Raw genomic sequence first — 16196 nt, forward strand, 5'->3', positions numbered from 1 at the left:
GTATTGGTTTTATTCCCCCTGTAAGTCGGAATAAAACACAGAATTTAATGTTAAACACAAGAGGACTGTACAAATGGCTTGTTTTTTAAGGGCAAGCGGCACATCATTTTGAAAAACCGTTATGGACAATTCTAGAATGATATTTCAAAAAATAGGGTTGAGGAGGTAATTTCTCGACTCTATTTTTGTTTTCAAGATTTACCGCAAACCTAATTCAGCTATAAACGAATCAAATAGGTTTTTACTAACAGATTCCCAGTTCTTCTCCTAATACGTTATGTGAAACGAGCTTGTTAATCTTGAACCACTATTCGACCGATCCAACATATGCAGAGGCAACAAAGCTGACGACCAAATCTTCATGGGTAGTAGGTGTTAAACCAATTTTTTGATCCGGCGTGCCCATAGGCACGCATTATCTAGTTGGTGAAAGACCAACCAAATGAGGGGCCAAGCCACCTTTGTAGCTAAGATGCCTGCACATGGCGAAATTCGTGTGTAGAAGCGCATCGACGAAAGTACTGGTCCGAGACTGGGCGAGCAACAATCCAGGCCGCAACATCAAGTGAATCCTGCTGCGTCGTCAAAAAGGCCCTGTGAAGGGGAAAAGAGGGCGCCGAGTCTCGCGGATATAGACGAAGGCAGGAAACTGTGCAAAACTTGGAGCAGCAGGGAAGAACCATCCGGCGTATAGGGAACGGCATGGAATGAAAGATAATGCATTGAACTGGGGAGACCCTCCACCACACGGGATTTTTTTAGGAATCTGTAAAAAGGCGCTCTATAAGACTAAAAGACGAAGCCATTCCACATTCTCCGCGAACGATCTCGATCGCATTCTCGGCTGTGCTAACTCTAGAAATCACTTCTTATCCGTTCGATAATAATTAATTGCTCAGTTACATAAGGGCTAAATTAACTAATTGTAGACGATACTTTTTAGATAATAGAGCCAATTTGCCAGTGGTAGCGGTCCTTTGAGTTTAGAGAATGGGTAGATTAGCTCTATATCCGTGTAGAAAAGTAAGCAGCAGGTATTGGAACTCTTGGATGAACGAAATCTCTTCCGGTAAAAGCGTCGGACTGAGGAACGTCCTTAAGCTAAAACTAAATATAGAATAATAAGGGATTAATACCAGTATATAGTTGAAGAAAAACTTTTCGTTTCATTCTATTTCGAGTTTTTTAGGGTTTGAAATCGTTTTCGAGAAACGCTATTTCAATATATCGATGTACCTTGAACGCGCTTACTTTTATTGCTAAGGTATACCTGTAATCTTAAGAGTCCTAAGCAACTAGACGGTATCTCTGTAAATCTTAAAGCAAAGAAGGGGAAATGTATGAGTAAAAAGTATGAAACACTTGCCCAGCAAATTATTGAAAAGGTAGGTGGCGAGAAGAATGTCTCATCATTAAGTCATTGTCAAACAAGACTGCGTTTTATTCTAAACGATGATAAAAAAGCGGATAAAGATGGCATGAAAAAGCTAGAAGGTGTTGCAAATGTTATTGAAAGTGGTGGACAATTTCAAGTAATTGTCGGTACGCACGTGGAGGAGGTCCATGAAGAGATCATCAAACATTCAAGTATCTCGAATAATGAAGAAGCACCAGCAGCAGAAACGAAGAAACCCAATGCTTTAAATCGGGTTATCGATTTTATATCAGCTACGTTCAGTCCGGTTATTCCGGCCATTACTGGCGCGGGAATGATTAAGGCATTTCTGGCCTTGCTGCTTTTATTTGATTTAATTTCCAAGGAATCACAAACATATTACATTATAAATTTCATGGCTGATGCAGTGTTCTACTTTCTACCATTTTTCCTTGCTTACAGTGGAGCTCAGAAACTGAAAGCCAGTCCATTTTTAGCAATGTTTTTAGCAGGAATTCTCTTGCATCCGAGCTTTATCCAATTAAAGACAGACGGGGATGATGTACATTTATTCGGTCTGCCAGTCCGGCTCGTAACCTATAGTTCCTCGGTTATTCCAATATTATTAATTGTGTTTTTCCAGTCTTATATAGAACGTTTTTTAAAAAAGATCATTCCGAATGCGATAAAAATTATTTTTATTCCTATGTTTACAATTTTAATTACTGGAACGTTAGCTTTAACAATTATTGGTCCGCTAGGTTCGTATATTGGAGATTATATTGCGATTGGATTTGATTGGTTAGCGAGCTATGGCAATTGGATGGTAATCATCATAGTTGCAACACTATGGCCGATCTTAGTAATGTTCGGTATCCATTATAGTATTTCACCACTGAGTCAAATGCAATTGGCTACAACCGGACTAGAAAATATTATTGGCCCAGGAGCACTCCTTTCCAATATCTCTCAAGGTGTAGCTGCACTTATAGTTAGTTTCAAAGTGAAAAATTCTGCTCAAAAACAAATTGCTACCTCAACAGGGATAACTGCATTAATGGGAGTAACTGAACCCGCTCTCTATGGTATCAATTTACCCAAACGTTATCCTCTGGTCGCAGCGATGATTGGTAGTGCATGTGGCGGTGTGTATGCAGGTTTTACAAATGTTTTCCGCTATGCAACAGGAGCCTCAGGAATTCCAGCGATTCCTCTTTATATAGGCGAGAATATCTGGAATTTATACAATATTTTAATTGCTTTAGTCATCACGATTGCAGTAACAGCGATATTAACTTACATCCTCTCCATTAAATATGAAAAGAATGCTGAAGCACAGGCGACGGCATCTGTTGTTGCCAAAAAGACGGATCAAATGCAGCCTGCACTCCAAGACAGTTTAATAACAAGTCCGTTAAAAGGAGCGCTGGTGCCGCTTACCGATATTGTGGATGAAGCTTTTTCTTCAGAAGCTTTAGGTAAAGGAATTGCTATTGAACCAAGTGAGGGCAAAGTTGTGGCACCGTTTAACGGAACCATTACAGCCGTTGCTCGGACAAAACATGCTATTGGAATTCAATCAGATGATGGAGTTGAAGTCTTAATTCATGTAGGCATAAACACAGTGAAGTTAAAAGGTGCGCATTTTGAGACTTTTGTTGAAGAAGGCCAAAAAGTAACACTCGGTCAGCAATTGCTTTTATTCGATGTTGCTAAAATCAAAGAAGCAGGCTTTATCACTCAAGTACCCGTAATTGTGACTAACACGACGGATTATTCCAGTGTGACAGTAACAACAAACACATCTGTAGATTTTAATGATTCACTAATAACAGTAATAAAATAATATAAAGATAAAATGGAGTGAGATAGAATGGGATTAAATCCTAACTTTCTGTGGGGCGGAGCAACCGCGGCGAATCAAACCGAAGGCGGATACGATTTAGGCAACCGTGGTTTAGCAAATGTTGATTTGTTGCCAACAGGTAAAGATCGGGCAGGAGTAAGCGCGGGGAAAATTAAAATGCTGGAGTTTGACGATCAACACTTTTATCCCGCTAAAGAAGCAATTGACATGTATCATCATTATTTTGAAGATATTAAGTTATTTGCAGAGATGGGCTTTAAAACCTATCGCATGTCGATATCATGGTCCAGAATTTTTCCGAATGGGGATGATGAGCAGCCCAATGAAGAAGGACTGAGATTTTATGAAAATGTTTTTTTGGAACTGCGTAAGTACAATATCGAGCCTCTGGTAACTTTGACACACTTTGATGTACCCGTTAATCTTATCAAAAAATATGGTTCATGGCGTAATCGTAAAATGATTGATTTCTATGAACAATACTGTCGTACCGCATTCAACCGTTACAAAGGGCTGGTGAAATATTGGCTGACCTTTAATGAAGTGAACATGATTCTGCATGCACCGTTTATAGGCGCTGGTCTGTGCTTTGAACCAGATGAGAATGAAGAGCAGGTAAAATATCAAGCTATGCACCACCAACTAGTAGCCAGTGCCATCGCAACTAAAATAGCGCATGAAGTTGATCCGGAGAACAAAATTGGCTGTATGCTGGCCGGAGGAAATAATTATCCGTACTCCTGTCGTCCAGAGGATTATGCCAAAGCAATCGAAAAAGACCGGGAAAATTATCTGTTCATTGATATTCAATCCAGAGGCGCCTACCCGAATTATGCGTTCAAAAAATTTGCACGAGAAAATATCCAAATTGAAATGAAACAAGGAGATCAAGAAATCTTAAAACAGTATACCGTTGATTTTATTTCGTTCTCCTATTATTCTTCACGGGTAGTGGCCACAGATTCTTCTGTTACCAATGAAACGGCGGGGAATATATACAAATCCATTAAAAATCCTTATTTGGAATCTTCTGAATGGGGGTGGCAGATTGACCCATTAGGATTGAGATCAGCGCTGAATGTATTATATGACCGCTATCAAAAACCTTTATTTATTGTAGAAAATGGACTTGGCGCAGTGGATACACCGGATGAAAACGGCTACGTAGAAGACGATTATCGAATAGATTATCTGCGTGAGCATATTAAGGCATTCAAAGCGGCCGCTGAAGAAGATGGCGTTGAACTGATGGGTTATACTACTTGGGGATGTATTGATTTAGTAAGTGCCGGCAGTGGCGAAATGAGTAAGCGTTATGGCTTCATATACGTTGATCGTGATGATGAAGGGAAAGGGACACTGAAGCGCAGTAAGAAGAAATCATTCTACTGGTATCAGAAAGTCATTGAAAGCAATGGTGAGGATTTAGGATAACTTTTCATTGTAAAATATACATCAAACTATGTTATATTTCACTAAAGGGTGTGATAAGTTGATGTATCTTTTTCAACAAATAGAAGAAGTTGTCTTACAATATAATGATACCAGAAGAGCCATAGGCGAATTTGTACTCAAGGAAAAATCGAATTTACGTCAATTGAGTATGAATGAAGTAGCAAAAAGGACGTATACATCGAAAGCAACTTTAGTGCGGTTTGCTCAGACAATTGGGTATTCTGGCTGGCGTGAATTTATTTCGGCATTTATGGAGGAAGTGTTGTATGAGGAGCGGTCTCATGCAGAAATAGATCCGAATTTCCCATTTAATGAACAAGATTCCTACGAAATGATTGCAAATAATATCGGAGTTCTGCAAGCCGAAAGTATAAAAGATACAATCAATCTTCTCGATGTAAATATGCTGAATCAAGCAGTGGGGATTATGACCAAATCCAAGGCAATCACGTTATTTTGTATAAGTCCCTATATTTATTTGGCGGAAGTTTTCCGGCGTAAAATGTTAACCATCGGGGAGATTGTTGAAATTGCTAATCCACTTGAGGCAAGCATCTCAACACAAGTGTTAACAGAAAATGATTGCGCAATCGTAATCTCTTATTCTGGAAATAATGAAATTCTGGAGCCCATTGTCCACATAAGTGCGCTAAAAAAACGTGGTGTTCAGATCATTGGTATTACCAGTGGAGGGGATAACTATATCAGAAAAAATGTTGATTGTGCGTTGACGATGTCCTCCAGAGAAAGGCTATACAGTAAGATATCTAATTTCGCAACAGAAGAGTCAGTTCACTTTCTCCTGAATGTTTTGTTTTCCTGTTACTTTAAGCAAAATTATAAGGTGAATATTGAGCATAAAATCTTTAATTCGAAGGAAATAGAACGTCAAAGATTTTCAACTCTCAATAACATCAATGAGAATCCTTAGTTCTCAAAAGGTAAAATAACCAGTTGTCATAATCCAACGGCAACTGGTTATTTATTTTGCTTTAATCAAATTTAACCCATCTAAAAATTCCGCTCTAACAAAATCCCCAGCTGTTCTGCCACGAACTCAGGCGATCGATGTATTTCATCAGTGAAATAAGATTCAACTATCCCCACAATAGCTGCGCCAAAAAATTTAACAATAATATCTCCACTTAATCCTTGGTTTGTACCTCTGCTGATGTCTACTTCGCCCTTTAATTCTTCAATGACAAAGGATAGGAAGCGACTACGAAAAGAAAGGGCGCCTTTGCTAGCTAACATCATTGAAAAAAATGAATAATTTTGTTCAAAGTATTCAAACCAAATTAGATTCGCATCTATAAAGCTTAATTCTGCTGCCGTTTCGCAGAGTCTTCCTAACTCACTTATATGCTCTTCAATGAGCTTATCCAGCAGATCGAACTTATCCAGATAGTGATGATAAACGGTTCTGCGTCCAACATTTGCTCTGTCAGCGATGTCTTGTATCGTAATATGGTCGAAGTTTGTTTCCGACATCAGTTCAATAAACGCTTTTTTAATTGCCTCTTGGGTTTTGAGTATTCTTCTATCGACTACAGACATTATGAAATCACCAGGCTTTCTTGAGAATAAATAGACGGATGTATTTGAATTGTACAATACGGCACGAACCGTAGTCTTTTGGTTATTGCAGATATCCTGTTTACATCTTATATTATACACAGGTGTGCGATATTGCATCAAGATGTTATATCCAAGCGTGTTAAATAAATATCATTGGTAAAACTACTTTTAAAAACGAAAGGATGTATTTCACATGTCGAATATTCAAGATAAAGTTGTCATTATTACAGGTGCCTCCAGCGGGATTGGGGAAGCCACTGCGAAGGAGCTTGCGTCTAAAGGTGCAAAGCTTGTGCTGGCTGCCCGCCGTGAGGATCGCTTGCAGAAGCTGCAAGCAGAAAGCGAAAAAAGTGGAGGCAAAGCCGTCTACAAAGTGACGGATGTGACCTCGCGTGAGCAAATGGAAGAGCTAGCCGCCTATGCGCTTGAAAAGTTTGAGAAAATTGATGTATTAGTTAACAACGCGGGAATCATGCCACAAGCTTTTATGTTTAAGAAAATGGTTGATGAATGGGATCAGATGATTGACGTCAACATCAAAGGGGTTTTGTATGCTATTGCTGCGGTACTCCCGTCGATGAGAGAACGTAAATCAGGTCATATTATTAATCTTTCTTCGGTAGCCGGTCATAACATTTACCCAGGCGGAACGGTATATTGTGGCACTAAATTTGCAGTGAAGGCAATCTCTGAAGGGTTGCGTCAAGAAGAAGCCATCAGCGGTACCAATATCCGTGTTACGAATGTTTCTCCAGGGGCTGTAAGCAGCGAGCTGGTAGAAACAACCTCAGATGCGGAAACCAAAGCGGGTCTCAATGAATTTTACAAAGTAGCCATTGAAGCTGACAGCATTGCTCGTGCCATTGCCTTTGCAGTTGAGCAGCCATCCGATGTAGGAATCAATGAAATGATTATTCGTCCAACCGTTCAAGTTGGTTAATTCTATATATTTTTTTGCCTCAGTAAAGACAACTTTTATGGAGGTTATATGATGAGCAATCAAACTAATTCAAAAACTGTCAATCGGCCTTATATCGTGTGTCATATGATGACGTCCTTAAATGGTAAAATTACAGGTCCATTTATGCAATTACCTGAAACAAGAATTGTCGACGAGGAATATGAACGCACCAATGAAACGTATCATCCGCATGCATGGTTGTGTGGCCGTGTCACGATGGAAGAAAATTTTACTCGGGGTCATAAACCCGAACTCGATGAGAATGTCCCTATTTATTCAAGGACAGATTATGTTGCAAAGCCAAATGCAGAGATGTATATTGTCTCCGTTGATCCTTCTGGCAAATTAGGATGGACACAAAATTATGTAGATTACATGTCAAGACCAAGAGCGCACATTATTGAGGTGCTCACGAATAAGGTGACTGATGCTTATATCACATATTTGCGTAAATACGAAATTTCATACATTTTTGCTGGTGAAGATAGCTTGAATTGTACGTTAGCTGCTGAAAAACTAAAATCATTATTTGATATTGAGGTACTGATGTTGTCGGGTGGCGGTTTTATTAACTGGTCATTTTTACAGGAAGATATAGTAGATGAATTAAGCATCGTCATGATACCAGTTACTGATGGGGAAACGGATACAGTGACTTTGTTTGAGAAGGCGGATTATTTGCCGTCAAAAGCGCCTGTAGCATTTTCACTCAAAAGTGTCGAGGCCACTGAGGGAGATGGCGTCTGGCTCAGATATATTGTAAAGAATTAGTCGGCTAGACAAGCGTCCATTAGAAAAGTATTCTAACAGTTTTAAATATCATGAATGAACAACAAGCCCGTAGTTAAAACTAAAAAACAAAAAGAGAGGTTTAAAATAATAACACAGACAGGCAACTATATTTTTAACTTAAGCGATAAGGTAACAAGAAAACTAATTTCATTCAATAACAGATTTGGAATCAAAATTGCGGCAGATCTCTACATGCCAAAAGACTTTGATGAGTCAAAGAAACACGCAGCTGTTATTATAGGCGCTCCTTATTGCGGTGTTAAAGAGCAGGGACCGGGTGTTTATGCAAATAACCTGGCAGAGCACTTACATTTGATCCATCGTATAACGGGTACAGCAGTGGAGAGCCGCGTCACCTTGCTTCCCCTGAACTATTTGTAGAAGATTTCAGTGCAGCCGGCTTTCAGGAATCAATGACCGAAGAAGATCGCAATAGTATGCTCGACGCAATTGCCGAGCAGCGCTACGCAGACTTTGAAGTGAATCAGCCAGCGCTGAGTCCCCGAGGAGCAACTATCGGATTTGACGAGAATACTGACCCTATCGGTCGTGAGTTTGGTGAATTTTATTCCACCCCTCGTGGATATCACCCGAACTCAATTACTCAATTTACCATTACAAGCAGCATGGCATTTATGAACTTTCTTCTGCTTACGTATATTAAATCAATTTCACCGCGTTTGATTCGGACATCAGTTCAATAAACGCTTTTTTAATTGCTTCTTGAGATTTGAGTATTCTTCTATCCACTATAAAGATCATTGGCAAAACTATTTAAAAACGAAAGAATGTATTTCACATGTCGAATATTCAAGATAAAGTTGTCATTATTACAGGTGCCTCCAGCGGGATTGGGGAAGCCACTGCGAAGGAGCTTGCGTCTAAAGGTGCGAAGCTTGTGCTGGCTGCCCGCCGTGAGGATCGCTTGCAGAAGCTGCAAGCAAAAATCGAAAAAAGTGGAGGCAAAGCCGTCTACAAAGTAACACTCCGGCTATCTCGAGGACGGATTACGTAGCCCAAAAAGTGGCTAGACCTATGCGGTAGCAGTAGATCCCTATGGAAAATAAGGATGGACAACAAACAGCATTTCAAAAGGGGAGCAGGTTCAAACGGGCGATCATCTCGTAGAGGTACTTACCGATGATGAGGTACTGCTGGAAGGTGGAGGCTTTATAAACGGCTCCCTTTTGAGCGAGGGGATCATTGATGAGTTGAGCCGGGTTTTAGTCCCGATTGCAGATGGTGCATCGAACTCCGTCACCCTATTTGAGATAACAAAAAAATTAATTTGTTGGAGGTAAATAATGGAACACGGTACAGTGGGGAAAACAGGCATTAACGTCTCAAGTCTATGTTTCGGTACAATGTCTTTTGGTGCCACTGCGGATGAAGAAACATCCAAAGCTATGTATAACCGTTGCCGGGAAGCAGGTATCAACTTCTTCGATACAGCCGATGTTTATAGCCGGGGGCGTTCTGAAGAAATTCTGGGAGAGTGTATTGCGCATGAGCGGGACAACATTGTCCTAACAACAAAAGTGTTTTGGCCGACAAGCGATGATGTCAATGCCAAAGGCTTGTCCAGACGTCACATTGTGCAAGGTGTTGAAGACAGCTTACGGCGCTTGAAAACGGACTATATTGATTTTTATTTTGTGCATGATTTTGATGAAAGTACGCCAGTAGAAGAAACGCTGCGTGCCCTGGACGACCTGCAACGGCAAGGCAAGATTCTCTATCCTTCGGTAAGCAATTGGGCAGCTTGGCAAATTGGCAAAGCTTTAGGCATTTCTGCAAAAGAGCAATTGGCGCGTTTCGAATTAATTCAACCGATGTACAGCCTGGTTAAGCGTCAAGCGGAAGTGGAAATTTTGCCGATGGCGAAATCCGAACAAATCGGGGTTATTACTTACAGTCCACTGGGGGCTGGTTTATTAACTGGCAAGTATGGAGTGGACAAACGCCCTGATCAGGGACGTCTTGTCGAGGATGCCCGCTACGGTGACCGTTACGGTGCTAACGAAGACTTTGTTGTGGCTGAAGAGTTCACCAAGTATGCGCAAGCACATGATGTGAAGCCCGCAACTTTGGCAGTTGCCTGGGTAATGGCTAACCCTGCTGTTACTGCCCCAATTATTGGAGCACGCAATCTAAACCAATTGGAAGATTCGTTAGCAGCTGCAGATTTTAAAATGACACCAGAAATGTATGCTGAAATTTCCCGTTTGTCCAGAACACCTGCACCGGCAACCGATCGTGGAGAGGTACTAACAGGAAAATGGTCATAAGGTGACTATAAATCCAGCAAATCCATGATAAGACTCTATATTTGCGCCAATCAAAATGTGTGAACAATGTGGATTTGCAATATGAGCAGGCCGGTTATTGAAGAAGACGTAAACGATAAATCTGTGATAACAGCGGCAATATAGATACGAAATTACCTATGCTAATTTGAGGTATTGTTGAGTATCATGACCAGAGCATTTCTGTCGCAGAGGAAATCTGAGTCTCTGGTTGACTGCTTGAAAATGCTGTCAACAAAACCATAACAAACTCTCCAATAGTTACATAAAGGTAACTCTATAATAAAAAAGCGCCTACTTCCAGTAAGTAACTATATAACTTATGCTTAATTCAGTGCTAGAAAATTCAATCGGTAAAGGCGGGATTCAGCTTGGACAGCAGCTTATGGGAGCAGATAACGAATTATTTTACAACTGACATGAGTGCTTACTTGCTCTCCGTACAAGAGCACATCTCCATCAGCGTCTTGGCTCTGGCAGTCTCAGCCTTGATTGGAATCATCCTGGGGTATTTGTGTGCGGAACACAGGATATACGGAAAGTGGATTGTCTAATGAATACTGTTGCCGGACTGAAAGAAGTGCCTGCCATTATGCTGGAAACAGCTTATGCGGTGGATCATGTAAGTCTGTCCATTGAGGAGGGGGAGTTCATTACTATTCTGGGCTCCTCGGGCTCCGGCAAAACTACATTGCTGAAAATGATTAACCGTCTGTATGAACCGGACGAGGGGAGCATTACGCTTTTTGGAGAAGATATTGCTACCCTGGACCCCGTTACGGTAGATTTGAGTAAAATTGCATAAATCCATGTTTTAAAGCGTGCCCAACTATCAATTGTTAAACAGACTGACGTACGGTGGTGTGAGAGGTAGGCTACCCAACCACTGGGTAGCCTCCTACTCGATTAACACTATTTGTGGATTTTTTGAATCAAACTTTTGAGCAAAGGAAAAGATAGATAATAGTTACAAAAAGGTTCCTATGTAACATTAAGGTGCCTACTTACCAACTACCTAAAGTAGATATAAAATTAGTAGAGATTACTGGCTGAAGGGAAATTAGAAAGGAGTTTTATAATGACGAACAACAAACAACTGATGTACCGTTTTACGGACTTCATTAATACGGCAAGCAAAGAACTTGCTGAAGAATTGATTGCTCCAGAAGCGGTTTTTTATGTACCGATGCAAGAAGAGCCAATGAGGGGGCCAGATGGCTACCTCTCAATAATTCATATGATGAGATCTGGTTTTTCGGATATTCAATGGACTGTTAAGGAATTGGTGGCAGAAGGCGACCTTGTAGCAACACGTTTTGTTATGAAAGGCACACAAGACGGTGTGTTTTTCGGTTTTCCGCCAACGAGTAAAAAAATTGAGGTGAATGCAATGAATTTTTATCGTTTCTCCAATGGTCAAATTATTGAAGAGTATGGCCAACCTGATATGCTTGGATTGCTGCAACAGTTAGGGGCAATTCCGAAAGCTTAATTGTTTTTTTCATCACATGAGAAGTGAATGAAGTGCTTCTTAACAAAATGCCGCTGAAAAAGCGGCATTTTTGTTAAGACAGTGCTAGTAGAAGAGAGCATTGCATTTAATCCCATGAATCTGTACTTGGAAAAGTTTATTAAAAACCATTAACAGCTTCAATGTTCAGAAAGATTAGAGACATCACAATCATCAGGTTAAAGTTAAGCGTGATTGCCTTTTCAAAAAATAAAAACCATCATATTAAGAGTTATTAAGGGGACATAGATCCCTTTGGTGGCTTTTTTTGTTATGTAAAAGAAAGCTAACTGAATAGATGTATTTGATCAGCGCATAAACACCTGTTAATTTACACTCTGTTAGTTACACTCATCCAAGATTTTCTTTAACATTTCCAAACCGGCTCTCAATTCTTGCAAAGAGGGAGTAGAGGAAAGGGCTACTCGAAGGAAATTGTCCCCCGTATGGTTTCCACTTAAAAACCGATTGGAATGGAATACACGTACCCCTTGTTTCAAAAAGAATTTCTCTGAAGATGTTTCATCCACATCTCTTGCCATAGGAAGCCATCTAAAAAAACTCAGGGGATGTCCTGTTTTTGATACATCTGGGAAGAATTCATTGAACGTCTTATTAGCCGTTTGGGCCAATTCCTTTTTCATTGCAACAATGGCATTTGCTTTTCCAGACAAAATTAGTTGGGTAACAATTTCAACATCTAATGAGGATGTCTTGACATTAACGTTATACATTGCCTTCAACATTTTATTTTTGAATGCTTCATGGAAAACTATATAGGCGACCCGAAGTCCAGAACAAATGGATTTAGCAGTACTGCAGATATAGATGGTTTGCTCAGGCAGAAGCTGATACATAGGCTGACCATAGTGATCAATTATTCCTGCAGACAAGAAGGCATGCGTGTCATCTTCAATTAAAATTAATCGGTGCTTTTGAATGATTTGTGCCAACTCAACTTTTCGTTTTTCTGGCATCATGATTGTCGTTGGATTCGCACAGGAGGGCATTAAAAATACGCCGTGCAGATTCAATAGGGAACATTGTTCTTCTAGTGACTCAGGCAGCATACCGCATTCATCGCCTAAAACAGGAACTAACCTAATACGAAGCATCTTAGAAACTTCAATAAAGTTGGCGTAGGTATATAGGTCAACCGCAATACGATTCCCCGGTTCAAATAAGGCAAGCAGGGCAATTGTGAGGGCGTTTTGCGCGCCTGAAACGATAGCTACATGCTCAGGAGAGGCATTAATTCCTAACGTCTGCATCCAATTAAGTGCAGCTAATTTGTGATGAGGAATGCCTGAAGGATCGTTATAATTCAATAACTCCTCGAGATAGCTCTTCTCTACAACGTCTTTGATTACCTCCGTAACGAGATCATTTGTCTGCTCGAATGAGGCGACAAAACCGAGATCAATGTATCTGTTCGAATCTCGCTCTTTCGAAATGGTAACGGATCGAGCTGCATTGGCTGCTACAAAGGTACCATTGCCTGTAACACCATAAATTAGTCCTTTAAGTTCGCATTGTTTATATGCACGTGTAATGGTGGTGAAATTCACATCCAAATAATCAGCTAGCTCTCGTTGGGGCGGAAGTTTAGTACCAGGAGCTAAGAATCCATGCGTGATATCATGTTCCAGCAATTGTGCGAGAGAGCGATAAAGGGGACGTTGTAATTGAGTTTTATCAGGTTTCCATGACATTGGATAATGTTCAAATGAATTAAACGGCATTTACTCACACCTCACAATATTGTAATACATACAATTATAACATTGTTTGTATGCATTTTCGTTGCTAAACTAACAAAGAATTTAACTTTACAAGGAGATGCAGCAAATAATGACGCCAAGAAATAAACTTCGGGAAGCTTTAAAAGCAGCTTTTCCACCTACGATTCCAATTATGGCCGGATTTATGTTTCTAGGGATCGCTTACGGTATATTAATGAACCTTTCCGGATTCAATGCAATTTATGCTGTACTTATGGCATTACTTATTTTTGCCGGTTCCATGGAATTTGTAGCAGTGAACTTGCTTCTTAGTCCATTTAATCCACTCGGAGCTTTGCTAATGACCTTAATGGTAAATGCAAGGCATTTATTTTATGGAATATCTATGCTGGAAAGATATAAAGGAACTGGATTTAAAAAGATATATTTAATATTTGGATTATGCGATGAATCATTTTCCATAAATTATACAGCCGACATCCCACCAAATGTGGATAGGGGATGGTACATGTTCTTCGTAACCGCTCTTAACCATTGCTATTGGGTGGTGGGTGCAGCCATCGGAGGAATATTTGGTTCACTGGTCACAATTAACATGGAGGGGCTTGAGTTCGTTATGATAGCTCTTTTTGTTGTCATCTTCATTGAGCAATGGATGAAGGAAGATAAGCATCATAGTGCATTACTAGGTCTAGGTATTTCTATCGTATGCCTCATGATCTTTAACCGCACAAATTTTATCATTCCCTCTATGATCGGACTTCTTGTTACTCTTTCACTTCTGCGAAGAAAATTAGAGAAGAAAGCAGGTGAAAGTGTATGTCAATGACATCTTGGGAGACCGTCATCACAATCGGAATGGTGATTTTGGGTACAATGATGACCCGCTTCATCCCGTTTATCTTGTTTCCACCTGGTCGACCCACACCAAAATATATCCAATATCTCGGTAACATGCTCCCTTCAGCGGCGCTAGGACTACTTGTAATCTACAGCATCAAAGGTGTTTCTTTTCTGTCCGGAAACTACGGTATACCGGAGATCATCTCCATTCTAATGATTATCTTACTCCATTATTGGAAAAGAAATATGTTATTATCCATCGCTAGCGGTACAGTACTTTATATGTTGCTTGTCCAGTTTGTATTTTAAATCGATTGGAGCCACACAATGAAAAACAGTTCAGAATTTACCGGACCATCACTTATATCTAAGATGAATTTGTGCTTTATAGGAGCAGGTTCTATAGCGCAAGCGATCAATCAAGGAATCACGGATAATCATTTAGTAAATGGGGATCAACTCTCAATAATAAATCGTTCCAATATTGAAAGATTGCAATTTTTACATCGTGAATACGGCGTACAAACTATTCTTCAGGATTGTACAGTTGATGACTTGATTCAAAAAGCAGACATCATCATTGTCTGTTAAACCTAACACCTCAATCGAGGCATTAGAGAATATTAGACCTTTTCTAAGCTCACATCAGCTCATCATTTCAATTGTAGCTGGGCTATCTCTTGAACGTATACAGCGAACCATTGTAAGTAAACAATCTATAATTCGTGCAATGCCGAATACTTCAGTTACTATCGGTTTAGCCACCACATTCATTAGTTATCCTGACAATATCAGTGATGAGCATCGTATTATTACAGAAACTCTTTTCGATGCTGTAGGGATAACTACAGTTGTATCTGAAGAGTTACAGCATGCTGCAACAGGTGTTTTCGGTAGTGGACCCGCTTATGTTTATTTTCTAATGGAAGCAATGGTGACTGCAGCTACGGAACAAGGCTTTCCTTCTGAAATCACAAACAAACTTGTTGTAGAAACCGTTTATGGTGCTGCGAAGATGGCAAGAGACGCATTACATTCACCAAAAGAACTTCGAAGAAAGGTTACCTCACCAAATGGAACAACCCAAGCGGGAATTGAATATCTCGAGCAATTCAGTGTGAAAAAAGCGATTATAGGAGCTATAACGAAATCATCAGAACGTTCTCTCAAGGATTGTACTGTGTATAAAGACAAGGATGGTACTGGATATTTCATTTATGACAGGGTTGTAGATCAAGATCGCTGCTTGCATATCGTTAAATTGAGTGAAGATTATCTATCTTTTACTAATGTCTACCGCCGGCTCGGTGTTGCTTACTGGCGGGAGGCAGCTGCTATTCTTTATCACAATAGGTATTATTTTATGTTCACATCAGGGCTTACAGGATGGAACCCGAATCCAGCAAAGTACTTCAGAGCTGAAAGCCTCTTAGGTCCGTGGATAGACATGGGAGATCCTTGTGAGAATGATATAACTAATACCACTTTTCAATCACAAAGTACCTATATACTACCTGTAGAAGAGAAGCCGGGCTTATTTATTTTTATGGCTGAACGACATAATACCCAGAACTTCGAACACTGCTCATATATATGGCTTCCGGTTGAATTTCCAACCCAGGACACTGCGAAGCTAACTTACCGAAATTCGTGGAGACTGGAAGACTTTTAGCCGCTTTTGTTAGGATTAAAGATTAACCTGAATTTCGAAAGTAATCTCCTCAAAAAACAAAAAAAGGGCTCAAATATTTGGTAGAATGGTGTTTG

The 16196-nt window shown here is 40.1% G+C and carries 17 protein-coding genes and 1 pseudogene; 16 read left to right on the forward strand and 2 right to left on the reverse strand.

Annotated features, from left to right (window positions below):
• Window positions 1-1340: 1340 nt before the first annotated feature.
• The 3 genes from B9T62_RS02380 (at window position 1341) to B9T62_RS02390 (ending at window position 5628) form a co-directional block, all read left to right on the forward strand.
• Window positions 1341-3221: a beta-glucoside-specific PTS transporter subunit IIABC gene (locus tag B9T62_RS02380; protein WP_087913798.1), complete on the forward strand. Its 1881-nt coding sequence runs from the start codon at window positions 1341-1343 to the stop codon at window positions 3219-3221.
• 27 nt (window positions 3222-3248) lie between these two features.
• On the forward strand, window positions 3249-4676 hold the full coding sequence (locus B9T62_RS02385; RefSeq protein WP_087913799.1) for a 6-phospho-beta-glucosidase: 1428 nt from the start codon (window positions 3249-3251) through the stop codon (window positions 4674-4676).
• 61 nt (window positions 4677-4737) lie between these two features.
• Window positions 4738-5628 carry a MurR/RpiR family transcriptional regulator gene (locus B9T62_RS02390; RefSeq protein WP_087913800.1) on the forward strand — a complete coding sequence of 297 codons (891 nt, stop codon included), beginning with the start codon at window positions 4738-4740 and terminating at the stop codon, window positions 5626-5628.
• Window positions 5629-5708: 80 nt separating this feature from the next.
• Here the strand turns inward: B9T62_RS02390 and B9T62_RS02395 are convergent, their stop codons facing one another.
• A complete protein-coding gene (locus B9T62_RS02395; RefSeq protein ID WP_087913801.1) occupies window positions 5709-6254 on the reverse strand; it encodes a TetR/AcrR family transcriptional regulator in 546 nt (181 codons plus the stop codon).
• A gap of 214 nt (window positions 6255-6468) precedes the next feature.
• On the opposite strand from B9T62_RS02395, the gene B9T62_RS02400 reads away from it, so the two are divergent.
• The 9 genes and pseudogenes from B9T62_RS02400 to B9T62_RS02440 all read left to right on the forward strand — a co-directional run bounded on the left by B9T62_RS02400 (window position 6469) and on the right by B9T62_RS02440 (window position 11826).
• Window positions 6469-7215 carry an SDR family oxidoreductase gene (locus B9T62_RS02400; RefSeq protein WP_087913802.1) on the forward strand — a complete coding sequence of 249 codons (747 nt, stop codon included), beginning with the start codon at window positions 6469-6471 and terminating at the stop codon, window positions 7213-7215.
• Between the two features lie 48 nt (window positions 7216-7263).
• Window positions 7264-8007 (forward strand): dihydrofolate reductase family protein, encoded by a 744-nt coding sequence (locus tag B9T62_RS02405; RefSeq protein ID WP_211296401.1) that lies wholly within the window; start codon window positions 7264-7266, stop codon window positions 8005-8007.
• Between the two features lie 54 nt (window positions 8008-8061).
• Entirely contained in the window at window positions 8062-8409 is a 348-nt protein-coding gene (locus B9T62_RS40140) for an alpha/beta hydrolase family protein (RefSeq protein ID WP_211296402.1), read from the forward strand.
• A 32-nt stretch (window positions 8410-8441) separates the two neighbouring features.
• Window positions 8442-8732 carry a hypothetical protein gene (locus B9T62_RS40145; protein WP_211296403.1) on the forward strand — a complete coding sequence of 97 codons (291 nt, stop codon included), beginning with the start codon at window positions 8442-8444 and terminating at the stop codon, window positions 8730-8732.
• Window positions 8733-8827: 95 nt separating this feature from the next.
• A pseudogene (locus B9T62_RS02415) lies at window positions 8828-9013 on the forward strand (SDR family oxidoreductase); the annotation flags it as partial.
• 169 nt (window positions 9014-9182) lie between these two features.
• Window positions 9183-9329 carry a hypothetical protein gene (locus tag B9T62_RS41615; RefSeq protein WP_425436675.1) on the forward strand — a complete coding sequence of 49 codons (147 nt, stop codon included), beginning with the start codon at window positions 9183-9185 and terminating at the stop codon, window positions 9327-9329.
• Window positions 9330-9332: 3 nt separating this feature from the next.
• Window positions 9333-10316, forward strand: coding sequence for an aldo/keto reductase (locus B9T62_RS02425; RefSeq protein ID WP_087913806.1), 984 nt, complete (start codon window positions 9333-9335; stop codon window positions 10314-10316).
• A gap of 571 nt (window positions 10317-10887) precedes the next feature.
• A complete protein-coding gene (locus tag B9T62_RS41160) occupies window positions 10888-11139 on the forward strand; it encodes an ATP-binding cassette domain-containing protein (RefSeq protein WP_087913808.1) in 252 nt (83 codons plus the stop codon).
• A gap of 273 nt (window positions 11140-11412) precedes the next feature.
• Complete coding sequence (locus tag B9T62_RS02440; protein ID WP_087913809.1) at window positions 11413-11826, forward strand: ester cyclase; 414 nt, start codon at window positions 11413-11415, stop codon at window positions 11824-11826.
• 359 nt (window positions 11827-12185) lie between these two features.
• Here the strand turns inward: B9T62_RS02440 and B9T62_RS02445 are convergent, their stop codons facing one another.
• Window positions 12186-13586: an aminotransferase-like domain-containing protein gene (locus tag B9T62_RS02445; protein WP_087913810.1), complete on the reverse strand. Its 1401-nt coding sequence runs from the start codon at window positions 13584-13586 to the stop codon at window positions 12186-12188.
• Between the two features lie 109 nt (window positions 13587-13695).
• Here B9T62_RS02445 and azlC point away from each other — a divergent pair, with 109 nt between their 5' ends.
• The 4 genes from azlC to B9T62_RS02465 are packed head-to-tail and all read left to right on the forward strand — an operon-like array spanning window position 13696 to window position 16101.
• On the forward strand, window positions 13696-14415 hold the full coding sequence (gene azlC, locus B9T62_RS02450; protein ID WP_087913811.1) for an azaleucine resistance protein AzlC: 720 nt from the start codon (window positions 13696-13698) through the stop codon (window positions 14413-14415).
• Window positions 14406-14738: a branched-chain amino acid transporter permease gene (locus B9T62_RS02455; RefSeq protein WP_087913812.1), complete on the forward strand. Its 333-nt coding sequence runs from the start codon at window positions 14406-14408 to the stop codon at window positions 14736-14738. The genes azlC and B9T62_RS02455 overlap by 10 nt, the downstream gene beginning before the upstream one ends.
• An 18-nt stretch (window positions 14739-14756) precedes the next feature.
• Window positions 14757-15020: an NAD(P)-binding domain-containing protein gene (locus B9T62_RS02460; RefSeq protein WP_087913813.1), complete on the forward strand. Its 264-nt coding sequence runs from the start codon at window positions 14757-14759 to the stop codon at window positions 15018-15020.
• Window positions 15010-16101 carry a pyrroline-5-carboxylate reductase dimerization domain-containing protein gene (locus B9T62_RS02465; RefSeq protein ID WP_087913814.1) on the forward strand — a complete coding sequence of 364 codons (1092 nt, stop codon included), beginning with the start codon at window positions 15010-15012 and terminating at the stop codon, window positions 16099-16101. The genes B9T62_RS02460 and B9T62_RS02465 overlap by 11 nt, the downstream gene beginning before the upstream one ends.
• Window positions 16102-16196 lie beyond the last annotated feature (95 nt).

Origin of the sequence: Paenibacillus donghaensis (genome assembly GCF_002192415.1) — a bacterium.
GTDB lineage: Bacteria > Bacillota > Bacilli > Paenibacillales > Paenibacillaceae > Paenibacillus_AQ > Paenibacillus_AQ donghaensis.